This is a genomic window from Erythrobacter sp. NE805 (genome assembly GCF_046452355.1).
Classification (GTDB): domain Bacteria; phylum Pseudomonadota; class Alphaproteobacteria; order Sphingomonadales; family Sphingomonadaceae; genus Erythrobacter.
In genome coordinates this window covers 200,431-218,874 of the sequence record NZ_JBKFDI010000002.1, presented here as the reverse complement: position 1 = coordinate 218,874, position 18,444 = coordinate 200,431, and the positions used below count along the sequence as shown (strand labels likewise).

At 69.6% G+C, this 18,444-nt stretch carries 15 protein-coding genes and 1 pseudogene; 12 read left to right on the top strand and 4 right to left on the bottom strand.

All coding sequences use genetic code 11. The annotated features are described in order from the left end of the window. Nucleotides 1-46: 46 nt before the first annotated feature. Nucleotides 47-811 (top strand): methyltransferase domain-containing protein, encoded by a 765-nt coding sequence (locus ACLBKU_RS09005; protein WP_410179215.1) that lies wholly within the window; start codon nt 47-49, stop codon nt 809-811. Here the strand turns inward: ACLBKU_RS09005 and ppdK are convergent. The 3 genes and pseudogenes from ppdK to ACLBKU_RS08990 all read right to left on the bottom strand — a co-directional run bounded on the left by ppdK (nt 808) and on the right by ACLBKU_RS08990 (nt 6,803). Next, entirely contained in the window at nt 808-3,480 is a 2,673-nt protein-coding gene (gene ppdK, locus ACLBKU_RS09000) for a pyruvate, phosphate dikinase (protein ID WP_410179214.1), read from the bottom strand. The two genes, ACLBKU_RS09005 and ppdK, sit on opposite strands and share 4 nt — an antisense overlap. A gap of 134 nt (nt 3,481-3,614) precedes the next feature. Then, nucleotides 3,615-5,871: pseudogene (glyS, locus tag ACLBKU_RS08995) on the bottom strand (glycine--tRNA ligase subunit beta). Further along, a complete protein-coding gene (locus ACLBKU_RS08990) occupies nt 5,871-6,803 on the bottom strand; it encodes a glycine--tRNA ligase subunit alpha (RefSeq protein ID WP_410179213.1) in 933 nt (310 codons plus the stop codon). The pseudogene glyS and the gene ACLBKU_RS08990 overlap by 1 nt, the downstream one beginning before the upstream one ends. A 141-nt stretch (nt 6,804-6,944) precedes the next feature. On the opposite strand from ACLBKU_RS08990, the gene ACLBKU_RS08985 reads away from it, so the two are divergent. The 10 genes from ACLBKU_RS08985 (at nt 6,945) to ACLBKU_RS08940 (ending at nt 15,176) form a co-directional block, all read left to right on the top strand. Next, nucleotides 6,945-7,961, top strand: coding sequence for a TraB/GumN family protein (locus ACLBKU_RS08985; RefSeq protein WP_410179212.1), 1,017 nt, complete (start codon nt 6,945-6,947; stop codon nt 7,959-7,961). Between the two features lie 239 nt (nt 7,962-8,200). Beyond that, on the top strand, nt 8,201-8,401 hold the full coding sequence (locus ACLBKU_RS08980; RefSeq protein ID WP_410179211.1) for a helix-turn-helix transcriptional regulator: 201 nt from the start codon (nt 8,201-8,203) through the stop codon (nt 8,399-8,401). Then, the gene (locus ACLBKU_RS08975) at nt 8,398-8,853 is read left to right on the top strand and encodes a hypothetical protein (protein WP_410179210.1); all 456 of its coding nucleotides are present in this window, start codon (nt 8,398-8,400) and stop codon (nt 8,851-8,853) included. The genes ACLBKU_RS08980 and ACLBKU_RS08975 overlap by 4 nt, the downstream gene beginning before the upstream one ends. A 48-nt stretch (nt 8,854-8,901) precedes the next feature. Further along, nucleotides 8,902-9,927 carry a TraB/GumN family protein gene (locus ACLBKU_RS08970; protein WP_410179209.1) on the top strand — a complete coding sequence of 342 codons (1,026 nt, stop codon included), beginning with the start codon at nt 8,902-8,904 and terminating at the stop codon, nt 9,925-9,927. Nucleotides 9,928-9,953: 26 nt separating this feature from the next. Next, complete coding sequence (locus tag ACLBKU_RS08965) at nt 9,954-10,841, top strand: TraB/GumN family protein (protein ID WP_410179208.1); 888 nt, start codon at nt 9,954-9,956, stop codon at nt 10,839-10,841. 124 nt (nt 10,842-10,965) lie between these two features. Further along, nucleotides 10,966-11,574: a 50S ribosomal protein L25/general stress protein Ctc gene (locus ACLBKU_RS08960; protein ID WP_410179207.1), complete on the top strand. Its 609-nt coding sequence runs from the start codon at nt 10,966-10,968 to the stop codon at nt 11,572-11,574. A 90-nt stretch (nt 11,575-11,664) separates the two neighbouring features. Then, nucleotides 11,665-12,246, top strand: coding sequence for an aminoacyl-tRNA hydrolase (gene pth / locus ACLBKU_RS08955; protein WP_410179206.1), 582 nt, complete (start codon nt 11,665-11,667; stop codon nt 12,244-12,246). A gap of 10 nt (nt 12,247-12,256) precedes the next feature. After that, a complete protein-coding gene (locus ACLBKU_RS08950; protein WP_410179205.1) occupies nt 12,257-12,763 on the top strand; it encodes an AAA family ATPase in 507 nt (168 codons plus the stop codon). Between the two features lie 71 nt (nt 12,764-12,834). After that, complete coding sequence (ychF, locus tag ACLBKU_RS08945; protein ID WP_410179204.1) at nt 12,835-13,935, top strand: redox-regulated ATPase YchF; 1,101 nt, start codon at nt 12,835-12,837, stop codon at nt 13,933-13,935. 47 nt (nt 13,936-13,982) lie between these two features. Then, on the top strand, nt 13,983-15,176 hold the full coding sequence (locus ACLBKU_RS08940; protein ID WP_410179203.1) for an ectonucleotide pyrophosphatase/phosphodiesterase: 1,194 nt from the start codon (nt 13,983-13,985) through the stop codon (nt 15,174-15,176). 106 nt (nt 15,177-15,282) lie between these two features. Here the strand turns inward: ACLBKU_RS08940 and mutL are convergent, their stop codons facing one another. Next, a complete protein-coding gene (mutL, locus tag ACLBKU_RS08935; protein ID WP_410179202.1) occupies nt 15,283-17,178 on the bottom strand; it encodes a DNA mismatch repair endonuclease MutL in 1,896 nt (631 codons plus the stop codon). A 206-nt stretch (nt 17,179-17,384) separates the two neighbouring features. Between mutL and ACLBKU_RS08930 the strand changes: the two genes are divergently transcribed. Continuing rightward, nucleotides 17,385-18,428, top strand: a complete 1,044-nt coding sequence (locus ACLBKU_RS08930; protein ID WP_410179201.1) for a rod shape-determining protein — start codon at nt 17,385-17,387, stop codon at nt 18,426-18,428. Nucleotides 18,429-18,444: the final 16 nt, after the last annotated feature.

Below are 18,444 nucleotides of genomic sequence, written 5' to 3'. Positions count from 1 at the left end.
TGTCGCATGGCTTGCGCTTGGTAGGCAAGCGCGGCAGTGCGGGCGCATGAACGCCCGCGCGATCCCCACGATCTTCAGCCCGCACCGCCGGGCGATGCGCCTTCTGCGTGCCGCACGGCGCGCGGTGCAGCCGGGGGCCGCGCGCTTCCTCGCCGAGGACATGGTCGAGGACACGCTCGAACGTCTCGCCTTTCTGCGCTTCGAGCCCGCCCGCGCGCTGGTGATCGGCGACTGGACGGGCACCCTCGCCGCCGCGCTGCGCGCCCGGGGCACCGAGGTCGCGGCACCGCAGGGGTTCGATCTCGAGGCGCCCCATCCGGTCGGCGGGCACGACCTGATCGTCGTCCTCGGCCTGCTCGATGCCGTGAACGACTTGCCCGGCGCGCTGATCCACCTGCGCGCGGCGCTCGCGCCCGGCGGGCTGGTGATGGCGCACTTCATCGGCGGGCAGAGCCTCCCGGCCCTGCGCGCCGCGATGCTTGCCGCCGAGCCCGAGCGGCCGGCGGCGCGCATCCACCCCTTGGTCGATCCGCGCGCCGCCCCCGCCCTGCTCCAGCGCGCCGGGTGGAAGGACCCGGTGGTCGACACCCACGCGCTGACCGTGCGCTATTCCTCGCTCGACCGGCTCGTCGCCGACCTGCGCGACCAGGGGCTCGGCAATGCCCTCGCCAGGCCCGCCGCGCCGCTCGGCAAGGCGGCACTGGAGCGCGCCCGCGCCGCCTTCGCCGCGCAAGCCGATGCGGATGGCAAGACGGCCGAGACCTTCGAGATCGTCACCCTCACCGGGCGGCGCTCGCTCGCCGGGACCTAGGCCCTCTTCAGCGCAGCCTGGGCCGCCGCCAGCCGCGCGATCGGCACGCGGTAGGGCGAGGCGCTGACGTAATCGAGCCCGACGCTCTCGCAGAAGGCGATGCTCGCCGGGTCCCCGCCGTGCTCGCCGCAGATGCCGAGCTTGATGTCGGGCCGCGTCGCCCGGCCCCGCTCGGCCGCGAGCTCGACCAGCTGGCCGACGCCCTCGACATCGAGGCTGACGAAGGGATCGCGCGGGAAGATCCCCTTCTCGACATAGACGCTGAGGAACCGTGCGGCATCGTCGCGGGAGACGCCGAGGGTGGTCTGCGTGAGGTCATTGGTGCCGAAGGAGAAGAACGCCCCCTCCTCGGCGATCTCGCCCGCCATCAGCGCGGCGCGCGGCAGTTCGATCATCGTGCCCACGAGGTAGTCGACGCGCGTGCCGGTCTCGGCGAAGACGGCCTCGGCCTCGCGGTCAACGAGGGCCTTGAGGATCGCGAGCTCGCGCTTGGTCGCGACCAGCGGGATCATGATCTCGGGCAGCGGAGCCTCCCCGCTCGCGGACTTCACCGCGCAGGCCGCCTCGAAGATCGCGCGGGCCTGCATGGCGTAGATCTCGGGGAAGGTGATCCCCAAGCGGCAGCCGCGGTGGCCGAGCATCGGGTTGAACTCGTGGAGCTCGCCCGCGCGGCGCTTCAGGTGATCGACCCCGAGGCCGGTCGCGTCCGCCAGCTCGGCGAATTCCTCGTCGGCGTGCGGAAGGAACTCGTGGAGCGGGGGATCGAGCAGGCGGATCGTGCAGGGCAGGCCCGCCATCACCTCGAAGATCGACTGGAAGTCCGCGCGCTGTTCCGGGAGCAGCTTGTCGAGCGCCCGCCGGCGGCCCGCCTCGTCGTCGGCGAGGATCATCTGGCGCACCGCGCTGATCCGCGAGGCCTCGAAGAACATGTGCTCGGTGCGGCACAGCCCGATCCCCTCGGCCCCGAATTGGCGCGCCATGCGGCAGTCGTCGGGCGTCTCGGCATTGGTGCGGACCTTCATGCGCCTGAGCTTGTCGGCCCAGACCATCAGCGTGCCGAAATCGCCCGCGAGCTCGGGCTCCACCGTCGGGACGATGCCGAGCATCACTTGCCCGGTCGAGCCGTCGAGGGTGATGGCATCGCCCTCCTTCAGCTCGGTGGAGCCGATCTTGAGGGTGCGCGAAGCCCGGTCGATCGAGACGGCGCCCGCACCCGAAACGCAGGGGCGCCCCATCCCGCGGGCGACCACCGCGGCGTGGCTGGTCATGCCGCCGCGCGCGGTGAGAATGCCCTGCGCCGCGTGCATCCCGTGGATGTCCTCCGGCGAGGTCTCGACACGGACGAGAATGACCTTCTCGCCGCGGCCCGCCCATTGCTCGGCGGTGTCGGCATCGAGCACGATCTTGCCTGCCGCTGCGCCCGGCGAGGCCGGCAGACCCGTGGTCAGCACATGACGCTCGGCATTGGGGTCGAGGGTCGGGTGGAGCAACTGATCCAAGGCCATCGGGTCGACGCGGCGCACCGCCTCGCGCTCGTCGATCAGGCCCTCGCCCACCATGTCGACCGCCATCTTGAGCGCGGCCTTGGCCGTGCGCTTGCCCGAGCGGGTCTGGAGCATCCAGAGCTTGCCGCGCTCGACGGTGAACTCGATGTCCTGCATGTCGCGATAGTGCCGCTCGAGCAGATCGAAAACGCGGGCGAGCTCCGCATAGGCTTCAGGCAGAGCCTCTTCCATCGACAGCGGCTTCGCCCCCGCCGCCTCGCGCGCGGCCTTCGTGAGGTATTGCGGCGTGCGGATGCCCGCGACCACGTCCTCGCCTTGCGCGTTGATCAGGTATTCGCCGTAATAGGCGCGGGTGCCGGTCGCCGGATCTCGGGTGAAGGCGACCCCGGTGGCGCTCGTCTCGCCCATGTTGCCGAACACCATCGCCTGGACGTTGACCGCGGTGCCCCAGTCGCCGGGGATGTCGTTGAGGCGGCGGTAGACCTTGGCGCGGTCCGAATCCCAGCTGTCGAACACCGCGCGGATCGCGCCCCACAACTGCTCTGTCACGTCCTGCGGGAAGGGTCGGCCAAGTTCCTCCTCGACGATCCCCTTGTACTCGCCGACGAGCGCCTGCCAGTCCTCGGCCCCCATCTCGGTGTCGTTGTAGAAGCCCTTGTCTTCCTTGGCGATCTCGAGCGCCTCTTCGAACAGCCCGTGATCGATCCCGAGCACCACGTCGGAATACATCTGGATGAAGCGGCGGTAGCTATCCCAGGCGAAGCGCGCGTCCCCGCTCGAGGCCGCAAGCCCCTCCACGGTCGCATCGTTGAGCCCGAGGTTGAGGACCGTGTCCATCATCCCCGGCATCGACACCCGCGCGCCCGAGCGGACCGAGACCAGCAGCGGATCGCCCGCGTCGCCGAACCGCTTGCCGACGGTCGCCTCGACATGGGCAAGCGCCTTCGCCACGGCGGTCTTCAGGCCATCGGAGAAGCCCGCACCGTCCCTGAGGTAGGCGACGCATTCCTCGGTGGTGATGGTGAAACCCGGGGGGACCGGCAGGCCGATCGAGGCCATCTCGGCAAGGTTCGCGCCCTTGCCCCCGGTGACGGTCTTGTCCTTCTGGCGCGGGTCGGAATGGTCGGCGGCGCCTCCGAATACATAGACCGTCTTCAAGCTCATGGCAGTCCCCGAGGCAAGTGGTTAAGCGGACAAAGCGGACAAAGCGGACACCCTGTCCGCCTTGAATCGGGTGCCTTCCCCTTGAAATCGCCCGCCTTCTTCAAGCGGACAGGACAGGGGGGCGGCGGGAGAAATCATCCCTCGATCCGGCCGAAATCGGCGACACGGTGCACCGCATCGCGGAAACGCGCCAGGAGAGCGAGACGCGCATCGCGCTTCTCGGCCACGGGGTCGTTGACGGTCACCTCTTCAAAGAACCGGTCGATGGGGGCGCGCAAGGTGGCCAGCGCAGCCATCGCGTCGGCGAACTTCTCGGCCTCCACCGCGGCGGCAGCGCGCGGGGCGGCGGCGTCGAGCGCGTCGATCAGCGCCTTTTCGGCCGGCTCCGGGGTGTAGGAAAGCCCGGGATCGGCCCTCGCCTCGGCGGCGAGGATGTCGCCCACGTCGGGATCGTCGACCAGCGCGAGCGGGTCCTCCTCGCCGGTGTCGGGGATGCCCTCGTTGCGCTCCTTGAGGCTGGCGAGGACCTGCGGGTCGGGCATGGCCGAGGGGCCTTCGTAGCCCTCCTTCTTGAGGATGTTCGCCGCGCGCTTGTAGCCCGCGAGGAGGTTGGCGCCGTCCTCGGTGTTGACGAAGGCCTGAAGCGCATGGACGCGGGCGAGCAGGCGAACGAGATCGTCTTCCCCGCCGAGCGCGAAGACCGCATCGATGAGGTCGTGCCGGACGCCCGCCTCGCGCTGCTGCACCTTGAGGCGGTCGGCGAAGAAGTCGAGGAGGTCACCTTCGGCCACGCCAAAACGCAGGCCGTTCTCGGTGATGAGCCGGATGATGCCGAGCGCGGCGCGGCGTAGGGCAAAGGGATCCTTCGAGCCGGTCGGCTTTTCGTCGATCGCAAAGAAGGAGCGCAGCGTATCCAGCTTGTCCGCCAGCGACACCGCCACAGTCACCGGCGCGGTGGGCACATCGTCCCCCTGCCCGACCGGCTTGTAGTGATCGCGGATCGCCTCGGCGACCTCGTGCGGCAGACCTTCCTTCGCGGCGTAATGGCCGCCCATCAGACCCTGCAATTCGGGGAACTCGCCGACCATCTCGGTGACGAGATCGGCCTTGGCGAGGCGCGCGGCTGCTTCCGCGAGGTCGGCCAGACTCCCCTCCCGCAGGCGGGAGGGGGGTATCGGTGACAATCCCCTCCTCGCACAACCACCGCGCCAGCTTCGCGACGCGCTCGACCTTGTCGGCGACGGTGCCGAGCTTCTCGTGGAAGGTGATGCGCGACAGCTTCTTCGCGTGCTCGGCGAGCGGGGTCTTCTGGTCCTGCTCCCAGAAGAACCGCGCGTCGGACAGCCGCGCCGCCAGCACCTTGCGGTTGCCGTCGACCACCACCGCCGGATCGGCGGGGGTGATGTTGGCGGTGCAGACGAAGGCGTTGGCGAGTCTACCCCCCTCCCGCTTGCGGGAGGGGTCGGGGGTGGGATAGTCGGCGGGCGCGGCTTCGTGTCCACCCCCTGCCCCTCCCGCAAGCGGGAGGGGGGTTTCACACACGAAATACTTCTGGTTCACCCGCGCGGTGAGCTGGATCACTTCGGGCGGCACGTCGAGGAACGCCTCGTCGAAGCGGCCGAGCAGCGGCACGGGCCATTCGGTGAGGCCGGCGTTCTCCACGACGAGGCCCTCGTCCTCGACCAGGGTGAGCCCCGCCGCGGCGGCGGCGGCGCGCGCGCCCTCGCGGATCATGCGCGCGCGCTCCTCATGGTCGACGATCACGTGGCAGGCGCGCAGCTTCTCGGCGTAGTCATCGGCGCTGCCGATGGTGATCGGGCCCTCGTGGTGGAAGCGATGCCCCATCGTCGCCGCACCCGAACGGATGCCGCCGACCTCGATGTCGATCACCTCGGAATCGAGCAGCGCGACGATGCCCGAGAGCGGGCGCACCCAGCGGATCGAGTCCGTGCTGATCGAGGCCGCGCCCCAGCGCATCGATTTGGGCCAGGCAAAGTCGCGGATGATCGCGGGGATTGCTTGGGCCAGCACCTCGGCCATCGCCCGGCCCGGGGTGTTCACGACCGCGAACCACGTCATGCGGCCCTTGACGTCCCGCAGCTCGAGAGCCTCGCGGGTCACGCCGTTCTTCTTGCAGAAGCCGTCGATCGCGGCATCAGGCGCGCCTTCGGGCGGGCCCTTGGCTTCTTCGGACACGGCTTCGGTCGCGAGCGGCAACCCGCGCGCGATCAGCGCGAGGCGGCGCGGGGTCGACCAGACGGTGAGTTCGGTCACCGCAACGCCCGCGGCATCGAGCTCGCGACGGAACAGCTTTTCGAGTTCGGCGCGCGCGCCCGCCTGCATCCGGGCAGGGATTTCCTCGCAGCGCAGTTCGAGCAGGAAGTCGGCCATCAGACGAGACTCCACCCGGGGTATTTCGCCTGCCACTCGGGCGTCATCTTCGCCGCATAGGCCTCGCACGACGAGCGCGCGAGGTCGCGCACCCGGCCCATGTAGCTGGCGCGCTCCTGCACGCTGATCACGCCGCGCGCCTGGAGGAGGTTGAAGACGTGGCTCGCCTCGACCGCCTGTTCATAGGCGGCGATGGGAACGCCAGCGGCCAGCGCATTGCGGCATTCGGCCTCGGCCTTGGCGAAGAGGTCGGAGAGCGCGTCGGTGTTCGCCACCTCGAAGTTCCACTTCGACATCTGGCGCTCGTTCTCAAGGAACACCTCGCCATACGTCACCCCGGCGCCGTTGAAAGCGAGATCATAGACGTTGTCGACGCCCTGGATGTACATCGCGAGGCGCTCGAGCCCGTAGGTCAGTTCGCCCGCGACCGGCTTGCAGTCGAACCCGCCCATCTGCTGGAAATAGGTGAACTGGGTGACTTCCATCCCGTCGCACCACACTTCCCATCCAAGGCCCCATGCGCCGAGCGTCGGGCTCTCCCAATCGTCCTCGACAAAGCGAATGTCGTGCGCCAGCGGGTCGATGCCGATCGCAGCGAGGCTCTTGAGGTAGAGTTCCTGGATATCCGACGGCGAGGGCTTCAGGATCACCTGATACTGGTAGTAGTGCTGGAGCCGGTTGGGGTTCTCGCCATAGCGCCCGTCGGTCGGGCGGCGGCAGGGCTGGACGAAGGCGGCGTTCCACGGTTCGGGGCCGAGCGCGCGCAGGGTCGTCGCAGTGTGGAAGGTCCCTGCCCCCATGCGCATGTCATAGGGCTGGAGGATGATGCAGCCGGCCTCGTGGCTCCAGAAATCGTGGAGCGTCAGGATCATGTCCTGGAACGAGCGCGCGGGATCGCGCGCCGGGGGGGTGAAGAGGGGTGCAACGCTCATGGCGGCTCGCCATGGCGGAAGCCCTCCCGGGCGTCAATGACGCAGCGCAGCATAGGCCGCGCTCAAGCCCCCGCTTGACATCCCCCGCCGAGGCGTCAGCATTGAAATACGGGGAAGAATCGGACGAGCGCAGGGGCGGGCATGAAGGGAGTTTCGACACGGATTTCGCTCGCGGCGGCGCTCGGGCTGTGTGCTGTGCCGCTTGCCGCCGCGCCTGCGGTAGAGGCGGCGTCCGCGCCGCTACGCACGGAATGCCCGGTGCGCCACGACGGCTTCCACGGGGTCGAGATCCAGCGCGCCCCGCGGCAGGACTACACGATCGCGCCCGCGCTGTGGAAGCTCTCGGACGCCGACACCACGATCCACATCTTCGGCACCATCCACGTTCTGCCCGAGGGGTTCCGCTGGCGCACCGCGCTGTTCGACAAGGTCGCCGCCGAGGCCGAGGAGGTGGTATTCGAATCCCGCGACGAGGAGCTTGCCCCGCCCGAAGGCGAGACCTCGGCCGAGGACCAGCGCTTCCTCGACCTGATGGCGCGCTATGCCGCCTCGGTGCCGCTCTCGGAGCGGGTCGCCCCGCGCAACCGGGCGAAGCTCGCGCGGATCATGACGCTCGCCGGGATCGAGCCCGCCGAGGCCGACAAGCTCCCCCCGGTGATCGCGATGTTCACCCTCTCCGCGATCCACAATGTCGCCGAAGGGAGCCTCGCGGATTTCGGCGTCGAAACGGTGATCGAGAAGGAGTTCCGCGACAGCGGCCGTCCGGTGGGGGCGATCGAGGACCCGGTGGCGGTGATGGAAAGCCTGCTCGCCATCGACGAGGGGCAGATCGTGGCGATGCTCGACGCCGAGCTCGACCTGTGGGACGGCTGCGCGCTGGTGAGCTCGGCCGAGGCCGACTGGTCGGACGAGCACAGCTGGGCGCGCGGCAGGATGGCCGAGGCAGACATCGCCGAGATGTCCGACGATCCCTTCGAGAAGGCCTTCTACAAGGCGATCCTCGTCGACCGCAACCGCGCCTGGACGGGCTGGCTCGCCGAGCGGATGAAGCGCCCCGGCAAGCTCCTGCTGGCGGTCGGCGCGGCGCATCTGGAGGGCCCGGATTCGGTGCCGCTGATGCTCGAGAAGGAGGGCCTCACGGTCGAGCGGGTGCAATAGCCCTGGTCAGCCTCGCATGACACGAAGTCAGGTCTTCTTGACATAGTCAGCGAATCGCGACATAAGGTCAGGGACACCTGACAGCGAGTCGGGTCAACCTGACGGAGAATCCCCATGGTGACCTTCGAACCCAGCCCCGGCGTGAAGCGCGTGATCGTCTTCGCGGTCCTGCTCCTGAGCGGCTTCGGCGCCGGCACGCTGATCGCCCGGCTCGCCGATCTCCTCGGCCTGTGACGCCCGTGAAGAACCGTCTCAAGGTCCTGCGCGCCGAACGCGACTGGAGCCAGGCGGAGCTCGCCGGGCGGCTCGATGTCTCGCGCCAGGCGGTCAATGCCATCGAGACCGGCAAGCACGACCCTTCCCTCCCTCTTGCCTTCCGCATCGCCCGCCTGTTCGACATGGCGATCGAGGACATTTTCGACGACGGAGAACCCGCATGATCCCCGACGACAAGGCCCGCCCGCTCGGCCCCGGCGAGGCGCGAACCCGCCAGCGGTTGCGCCGGCAATGGATCTACCTCGCGGTGGCGGTGGTGCTGGGCGGCGTGCTCGGCGGCCTCACCGGCTTCTTCGATCAGAGCGAAGGCAGCTCCTTCCTCGGCGACTTCGCGGCGATGCGCCTCCCCGCGCCGCTTGCGCTGGCACTCGCGCTCGGCTTCCTCGCCGCGCTGCTCGCCCTGCCGCTCTACGGCTTCCGCCTGATCGACGACTACAAGCGCGAGCGGAACCTCATCGCCTTCACCGGCGGGTGCCTGTCGGTGATCTCCGGCTACCCGGTCTGGGCGGTGCTCCACGCCGGCGGCTTCGTGCCGGCCCCGCACGCCTTTGGGATGTTCGCGATCGCCTATGTCTCGATGATCCTTTCCTTCCTCTACGCCCGCTGGCGTCTCTGACCTGTGCCTGACCCTTCCAACCCTCCCCTACGAAAGGAACCTGCCTCCATGAAACCCGCCGCGCTGTTCATCGCCGCCGCCTCGAGCCTCGCGCTCCTCGCCGGGAGCCCCGCCCTTGCCGAGACCGCCAAGCCGGCCAAGGCCGAGGCCGCCGCCACCGCCACTGCCGCCAAGCCCAAGGGCCCGGCGCTGTGGAAGGTCGCCGACAAGGACACCACCATCTACCTGTTCGGCACGGTCCACGTCCTGCCCCAGGGCATCGAGTGGTACGACACCACCATCCGGTCCGCGCTCGAGGGCTCGGACATCCTCGTCACCGAGATCCCGATGGACCCGGCGAGCGAGGCCGCGATGCAACAGCTCGCCGTGACCCGCGGCAAGCTGCCCGAGGGCACCACGCTGCGCTCGCTGCTCAACGACGAGCAGAAGGCGCAATACGCCGCGGCCCTCGGCAAGCTCGGCGGCAAGATCGAGGCCCAGCAGCTCGCCGCCGCCCCGGCCGAGGCGAGGGCGCAGTACGAGGACGCCAAGGCCAAGGGCCTCGTCCCCAACCCCGCCGACGCGCTCGCCGCCAATTTCGACCCGATGAAGCCCTGGCTGGTCGGCCTTACCATGTCGATCCTGCCGCTCACGCTCGAGGGCTATGACCCCAATAGCGGCGTCGAGAAGGTGCTGCTCGCCAAGGTTCCCGACAAGGCCAAGGGCGCGCTCGAGACCGCCGAGTTCCAGCTCGGCATCTTCGACGGGATGCCGCAGGACGCGCAGGTCGCCTTCATGGTCGATGCCGCGAGCAACATCGACCAGACCAAGCCGACGCTCGACCGCATGGTCGCCGAATGGGGCGAAGGCGATGCCGAGGGGCTCGCCGCGGTGATGAACGAGGGCATGGACGACCCCAAGGTCGCCGAGGCGCTGCTCTACAACCGCAACGCCAACTGGGCCGACTGGATCAAGACCCGCCTCGCCCAGCCCGGCACGGTGTTCATCGCGGTCGGCGCCGGCCACCTCGCCGGGCCCAAGAGCGTGCAGGACTACCTGAAGCAGAAGGGCATCAAGGTCAGCCGGGTCAAGTGACCGGGCAGCCTTCCGGGGCGGGGGCGATGCGGTGGGTTGCCGCGCTCCTCGCCCCGCTCCTCCTGCTGATGCTCGCCGGGTGCAGCGATGCGCCCGGCGGGGGTGGCCCGGGAGAGCCCGCCAACCCGCTGCTCTACGAGATCGCCGCCGCCGACGGCACGCCCAAGGGCTGGCTGCTCGGCACGATCCACGCCCTGCCCCCGGGCACCGGGTGGCGAACCCCCGAGGTCGGCCGCGTCCTGGGCGCGGCCGACCTTCTCGTCGTCGAGGTCGAGGGCCTTGCCGACGAGGCGGCGCTGGCGCGGACCTTCGCGGGGCTCGCCGCGAGCCCCGGCCTCCCTCCGCTCGCGGCGCGCGTCCCGCCCGACCTCGCCGCCCCGCTCGCCGCGCTGATGGACCGCGGCGGCTTTGCCCCCGACCGCTTCGATGGCACCGAGACCTGGGCCGCCGCGCTCGCCCTCGCCCGCGTCGATGCCGCGGGCGACCCTGCCGAGGGCGTCGACCGCGCGCTGATCGCCGACTTCGCAGGCCGCCCGGTGCGCGAACTCGAGGGCGCGGCCGGGCAGCTCGCGATCTTCGACCGCCTGCCCGAGCCGCAGCAGCGCGCGATGCTCGCCGCGGTGGTTCGCGAGGGCACCGATCCCGCGCGCGATCCCGAGCGGCTCCAGCGCGCCTGGATCGCGGGCGACGCAGCGGCGATCGCGGCGTCGACCCGCGAGGGAATCCTCGCCGACCCGAGCCTGCGCGAGGCGCTGCTCACGGCGCGCAACCGCCGCTGGGCCGAGGCGGTCGCGGCGCTGCTTGCCGAGGGCAAGCGCCCGCTCGTGGCCGTCGGCGCGGCGCATCTCGTCGGCCCCGAGGGGCTCGCCGCGCTGCTTCAGGCGAAAGGCTACCGGCTGCGGCGGCTCACCTGACGGCCAAACCGGTTGCCAACCGGGCATTCACTCTCTAAGGGGCCGCGCTTCGGCGCTTCCGGACATCCCTGGAGGCGGTTGCGCCGTGTGACTGAACTTCAACACGCATTCGAAAGGCATCCGTATGAGCGAGACTCTGACGCTGCCGGCCGAAGCGCGCGAACGGGCTGGCAAGGGAGCCTCCCGAGCACTTCGCCGCGATGGTCGGACCCCTGCTGTCATCTATGGCGGCAAGGAAGAACCCACCCTGATCCACGTCGAGCAGAAGGAACTGGTCCGTCAGCTGATGACCGGCCACTTCATGAACTCGATCGTCAACATCGAGATCGGCGGCAAGACCGTTCGTACCCTGCCCAAGGACGTCGCCTTCCACCCGGTGACCGACCGTCCGACCCATGTCGACTTCCTGCGCCTCGGTGCGGATTCGCAGGTCACCGTCCAGGTCCCGGTGGTGTTCACCAACGAGGAAGCCTCGCCCGGCCTCAAGAAGGGCGGCGTGCTCAACATCGTGCGCCACGAGCTCGAACTGGTCTGCGCAAGCGACGCGATCCCCGACGAGATCCATGTCGACGTGACCGGCAAGGACGTCGGCGATTCGATCCACATCAGCGACGTGACCCTGCCCGCGGGCGTCGCCAGCGCGATCACCGACCGCGACTTCACCATCGCCACGCTCGTCGCCCCCTCGGCGCTCAAGAGCAGCGAAGGCGACACCACGACCGAAGGCGAATAAGCGCTCCTTCGACGTGACGGCTAACGGACGCCGGGCCTCGCAAGGGGTCCGGCGTTTCGTTTTGTGCGGGGGGCAGCTAGGGGAGACGTCATGCAGATCTGGGTCGGCCTCGGAAATCCCGGACCGCGCTATGCGCTCCACCGGCACAATGTCGGCTTCATGGCTGTCGACGTGATCGCCGAGATGCATTCCTTCGGGCCCGTGCAGACCAAATTCTCCGGGTGGGTGCAGGAGGGGCGGATCGGCGGCCGGAAGGTGCTGCTCCTGAAGCCCGCGACCTTCATGAACGAGAGCGGCCGCTCGGTGGGCGAGGCGCTGCGCTTCTTCAAGCTCGGAACCGAGGCGCTCACCGTGTTCCACGACGAGCTCGACCTTGCCCCCTTCAAGGTCAAGGTCAAGCAGGGCGGCGGGCACGCGGGGCACAACGGCCTGCGCTCGATCGACCAGCATTGCGCGAGCCTCGGCGCGCCCGACTACCGCCGCATCCGCCTCGGCATCGGCCATCCCGGGCACAAGGACCGGGTGACCGGCCACGTCCTCGGCAACTTCGCCAAGGACGAGGGGGACGATCTGGCCGATATGCTGGGGGCAGTGGGTGCCGAGGTCGAATGGCTCGCCAAGGGCGACGACGTGCGCTTTATGAACGATGTCGCGCTCAGGATGCAGGGGTGAGGCGCGGCGGATGCGCCGCGTGATGATCATCGGCCCCTGCGGGTCGGGCAAGAGCACCCTCGCCCGGGGGCTTGCGCCCCGCCTCGGCCTGCCGCTTATCCACATGGACCAGTTGGGCTGGAAGGAAGGCTGGGTCGAAACCGAAGATGCCGAGCTCGGTGCGCGGCTCGGCGAGCTCGTCGCGCAAGACCGATGGCTGATCGAGGGGCATTATGGTAGCCTTCTCGCCCCGCGCCTCGCGCGCGCGGACACGGTCATCTATCTCGATTTCCCGATCCGCCTGTGCCTGTGGCGGCTCGCCAAGCGGGTCTGGACCATGCGCGGCCGGGTCCGTCCCGACATGGCCGAGGGTTGTCCCGAGCGGTTCGACGCGGGCTTCTTCTGGTATGTCGCGCGCTGGAAAGCCGGCCCCCGCAAGCGCACCGAGGCAAGGCTCGCGGGCTACCGGGGCAACCTCGTCCGGCTGCGCAGCCCCGCCGCCCTCGCCGCCTGGCGCCAGCGTCAGGGGCTCGCCTGATCCGCCTCTAGCCAGCGCCCCGCCCGCTCGCTAAGGGCGGCGCTTTCCAGCTATCCGAGAGAAAACACATCATGGGTTTCCGTTGCGGGATCGTCGGCCTGCCGAATGTCGGCAAGTCCACGCTGTTCAATGCGCTCACCGAGACGCAGGCGGCGCAGGCGGCGAACTATCCCTTCTGCACCATCGAGCCCAATGTCGGCCAGGTCGCCGTGCCCGACGAGCGCCTCCAGAAGATCGCCGCGATCGCCAAGAGCGCCAAAATCATCGAGACGCAATTGGGCTTCGTCGACATCGCCGGCCTCGTGAAGGGCGCAAGCAAGGGTGAGGGCCTCGGCAACCAGTTCCTCGGCAACATCCGCGAGGTCGACGCGATCGTCCACGTCTTGAGGTGCTTCGAGGATGACGACATCCAGCACGTCGCCAACAAGGTCGATCCCATCGCCGATGCCGAAGTGGTCGAGACCGAGCTGATGCTCTCGGACCTCGAGAGCCTCGAGAAGCGCGTTCCCGCCGCCGCCAAGCGTGCGACCGGGGGCGACAAGGAGGCGAAGGCGATGGCGAGCGTGCTCGGCCAGGCGCTCGAACTGCTGCGCGAGGGCAAGCCCGCGCGCCTCACCGTCCCCAATGACGACGAGGAAGCGCGGCTGTTCAAGCAGGCGCAGCTGCTCACCGCCAAGCCGGTGCTCTACGTCTGCAACGTCGCCGAGGAGGACGCCGCGACCGGCAATGCTCTCTCCGAGAAAGTCTTCGCCAAGGCCGCCGCCGAGGGTGCCGAGGCGGTGGTCGTCTCCGCCGCAATCGAGGCCGAACTCGTCGCCATGCCCGAGGAGGACCGCGGCGAATTCCTCGAAGCCCTCGGCCTCACCGAAAGCGGCCTCGCCCGGGTGATCCGCGCCGGATACAAGCTCCTCGGGCTCAAGACCTTCTTCACCGCCGGCCCCAAGGAAGCGCGCGCCTGGACCTTCCCGGCAGGCGCCAAGGCGCCGCAGGCGGCGGGCGAGATCCACTCCGACTTCGAACGCGGCTTCATCCGCGCCGAGACCATCGCCTACGAGGACTACATCTCCTTGGGCGGCGAGGCGGGCGCGAAGGAAGCGGGCAAGCTCAGGCAGGAAGGCAAGGAATACGTCGTGCAGGACGGCGACGTGCTGCTCTTCAAGTTCAACGTCTGAGCGCCCGCATTCCCGCCCTGCCATCTTTCGCGCGTAAAGGCCCAGCCATGCGACTGATCCTGCTCATCGCCGCCCTGCTCCTCCCCGGCGGGCTTGCCGCCAAGGAGCGCCCGGTCACCGTGCTCGTCAGCATCGACGGCTTCCGCGCCGACTACCTCGCGCGCGGCATCACCCCGCGGCTTGCGGCGCTGGCGAGGGAAGGCGTCACCGGGCCGATGCGGCCGAGCTTCCCGACCAAGACCTTCCCCAACCACTACGCGCTCGTCACCGGCAAGCACCCCGATCGCAACGGCATCGTCGGCAATTCCATGATCGACCCGCGCCGCCCGGGGGTGATGTTCAGCCTCGGCAACGACAAGCAGGCGCTCGATCCCTTCTGGTGGAGCGAGGCCGAGCCGATCTGGATCGCCGCCGAGAAGGCGGGCCTGCGCAGCGCGACGATGTTCTGGCCGGGGAGCGAAGTGCCCTTCGAGGGGCGCCGGCCGAGCGACTGGCTGCGCTACGACAAGAACTTCTCCAACGTGCAGCGGGTGAACACCCTCATCGACTGGCTGCGCCGCCCCGCCGACATGCGCCCGGCCTTCGCGACGCTCTATTTCGACACGGTCGACACCATCGGTCACGATTTCGGCCCCGACAGCGCCGAGGTGAACGCCGCGCTCGCCGAGGTCGATGCGCGGATCGGCGAGCTGGTCGACGGCGCGGCGAAGCTCGGCGTGCGGCTCAATCTCGTGGTGGTCGCCGATCACGGGATGCGCGCGATCGACGAGAGCCGCAGGATCAAGCTCGAGGACTTCGTCGATCCGGCGAGCTTCATCCTCGTCGAAGGCGGACCATACGCGGCGATCGAGCCGGTCACCGGCACCGACGACCGGGTTGCCGAGGCGTTGCTCGTGCCGCACGAGCACATGACCTGCGCGCGCAAGGAGAACCTTCCAGAGCGGCTCCACTGGGGCCGGAACCCGCGCGTGGCGGCGATCATCTGCATCGCCGAACCGGGCTGGGTGGTCGGAGCAGGCACCCCGCCCCACCCGATCCGGGGCGGCGCGCACGGCTACGACAATGCCGACCCCGAAATGCTCGCGCTGTTCATCGCCCGCGGGCCCGCCTTCGCGCGAGGAGCGACGCTCCCGGTGTTCGACAATGTCGCGGTGACGGCGTTGCTGCGCGCGGTGCTCGGCCTGCCCGAGGACCCTGACGCGGACGGGAAGCTGGCGGATGTGAAGGCGGCGCTGAAGTAATCACGCCGTCATCCCGGCGAAGGCCGGGACCCAGCGCCTTCAAGCCTCCCCTTGCCGCTCTGGCTCCCGGCCTTCGCCGGGATGACGGGCGAGATGGAAGGAGGCCCTAATGCCGTCCGAACAGCTTCTCGACGTCTTCCATGCTGAGCTTCACCCACGTCGGCCGTCCGTGGTTGCACTGGCCGGAACGCGGCGTCGCTTCCATCTCGCGCAGCAGCGCGTTCATCTCGGCGACGCTGAGGGTGCGTCCGGCGCGCACCGAGCCGTGGCAGGCCATCGTCGCCAGCACCAGCTCGAGTCGCTCGGCGAGCAGCAGCGCGCCCGAGTCCTCCTGCTTGCCGTGCTTGGCGATGTCGTCGGCAAGATCGCGCAGCAGGGCGGTGCTGTCCGCTTTCGGCAGCGCAGCGGGGAGCGCGCGCACGAGCATCGCGGCGGGCCCGAAGCGCTCGATCACGAGGCCGTAGCGCGCGAGACCCTCGGCGGCGTCCTCGAGCCGGTCGCAATCGACCTCGTCCATCTCGACGACATCGGGGACGAGCAGCGCCTGCGAGCGGCGCACACCGTCCGCCGCCCCCGCGGCGCGCAGGCGCTCGAGCACGAGGCGCTCATGCGCGGCGTGCTGGTCGACGAGCACGAGGCCGTCGGCCGCCTCGGCGACGATATAGGTGCTGGCGACCTGCCCGCGGGCGATGCCGAGGGGGTACTCGCGGGCTTCGGAGGGGACTGGCGCAGATTCCTCGGCGCGGCCCTGGGGTTGTGACCATGCCAGCGTGGCGTCGCGCAGCATAAGCCCCTCCCGCTCGCGGGAGGGGTTGGGGTGGGCCTGTGGCGGCCAGAGTTGCCTCGGGGTCATTCCCACCCCCACCCCCGGCCCCTCCCGCAGGCGGGAGGGGAGGAACTCGGGCTGCTCCAGAACAGGCTCGCTGACCCACCGCGTCATCGCCGCGCGATCGGGCCCCTGCGCGCTCCTGCGGTCGCCGGTCGCCAGCGCCTGACGCAATCCCGAGACGATGAACCCGCGCACCCCCGCGGAATCGCGGAAGCGCACCTCGGTCTTGGCCGGGTGGACGTTCACGTCGACGTCCTGCGGGGGCAGGTCGAGGAACAGCGCGAGCACCGCGTGGCGGTCGCGCGCGAGCATGTCGGCATAGGCGCCGCGCACCGCGCCGACCAGCAGGCGGTCCTTCACCGGCCGACCGTTGACGAACAGATACTGGTGGTCGGCCACGCCGCGGTTCCAGGTCGGCAGGCCCGCCACACCGGTGAGGCGCATGACCCCGTGCGGCGTGTCGCGCTCGAGCTCGATGGGCACCGAGTTGTCCTTGAGCTCGTGCGCGATGATGCGGGCGACGCGGGTGGCGAGTTCCTCGCCCGCTTGCAGGGACAGCACCGTCCGCTTCGCCCCCTCGCCGAGCGTCTCGAGCGTGAAGGCGATATCGGGCCGCGCCATCGCGAGGCGGCGCACCACGTCGAGGCAGGCGGCGTATTCGCTGCGGGCCGAGCGCAGGAACTTGCGGCGCGCGGGGACCTTGGCGAAGAGCTCCTCGACCCTGACCCGCGTGCCGGGCGGGAGCGCGGCGGGCTCGTCGGCGAGCAGCGCGCCGTGATCGACCACCCGGCGCCACCCGTCGGCGGCAGCACCCTCGCGGCTCTCGATGGTCAGGCGCGCGACGCTGGCGATCGACGGCAGCGCCTCGCCGCGGAAGCCGAGCGTCGACACAAGCTCGATCGCCCCGCCCTCGCCGATCAGCGATTCGGGGAGCTTCGAGGTCGCGTGCCGCTCGAGCGCGAGCGCCATCGCTGCCGGGCCCATCCCGCAGCCGTCGTCGACCACCTCGATGCGCTGCAAACCCCCGTCCGCGAGCACCACGCCGATTCGCCGCGCGCCGGCGTCGATCGCGTTCTCGACCAGCTCCTTCAATGCCGCCGCCGGGCGCTCGACCACCTCGCCCGCGGCGATGCGGTTGACGAGATCCGAGGGCAAGCGGCGGATTTGCGGCATGGCGGGCACGCTAGCGCCGGGCCGATGCGAATTCGAGGGGAAGGCCGGCAAAAATCGGATCGGCCGTGGACAAATATTTTGGCCTTTTGCGCGCGGATTCGCTAGGCGCGCGGGTGTCATGTCATAATCGGGTCCACAACCCCCGCAGCCGCACCCCCGACAGCGGTCCGCGGACGGGGCCCGCCATTACCGGAACACCACCACACATGAGCTTCCTGTCCAATCTCTTCAAGTTCGGCTCGCAGAACATGGCGATCGATCTCGGCACCGCCAACACGCTGGTCTACGTGCAGGACCAGGGCATCGTCCTCAACGAGCCCTCGGTGGTGGCGATCGAGACGATCAACGGCATCCGCCGCGTCAAGGCCGTGGGCGACGATGCGAAGATGATGATGGGCAAGACCCCCGACTCCATCGAGGCGATCCGCCCCTTACGCGACGGCGTGATCGCCGACATCGAGGTCGCCGAGCAGATGATCAAGCACTTCATCCAGAAGGTGCATGGCAAGAAGTCGATGTTCCGCTATCCCGAGATCGTGATCTGCGTCCCCTCGGGCTCGACCTCGGTCGAACGCCGCGCGATCCGCGACGCGGCCTCGAATGCGGGCGCCTCGGACGTCCACCTGATCCTCGAGCCGATGGCCGCCGCGATCGGCGCCGACATGCCGGTCACCGAGCCGGTCGGCAGCATGGTCGTCGACATCGGCGGCGGCACCACCGAGGTCGCGGTGCTCTCGCTGCGCGGTCTCGCCTACACCACCTCGGTGCGCACCGGGGGCGACAAGATGGACGAGGCGATCGTCTCCTACGTGCGCCGCCACCACAACCTGTTGATCGGCGACGCCACCGCCGAGCGCATCAAGAAGGACTACGGCATCGCCATGATCCCCGAGGACGGGATCGGCGAGACGATCACCCTGAAGGGCCGCGACCTCGTCAACGGCGTGCCCAAGGAGATCACCATCAACCAGGCGCACGTCGCCGAGGCGCTGTCGGAACCGATCGGCGCGATCGTCGAGGGGGTGCGGATCGCGCTCGAGAACACCGCACCCGAACTCGCCGCGGACATCGTCGACCAGGGCATAGTGCTCACCGGCGGCGGTGCCTTGATCCGGCGGCTTGACGAGCACCTGCGCGAGGAGACGGGCCTGCCCGTCTCGGTCGCCGAGGACCCGCTCACCTGCGTCGCCATCGGCACCGGCCGGGCGATGGAAGATCCGGTCTATCGCGGCGTGCTGATGACCGCGTGATCCGCGGCGCTCTGAT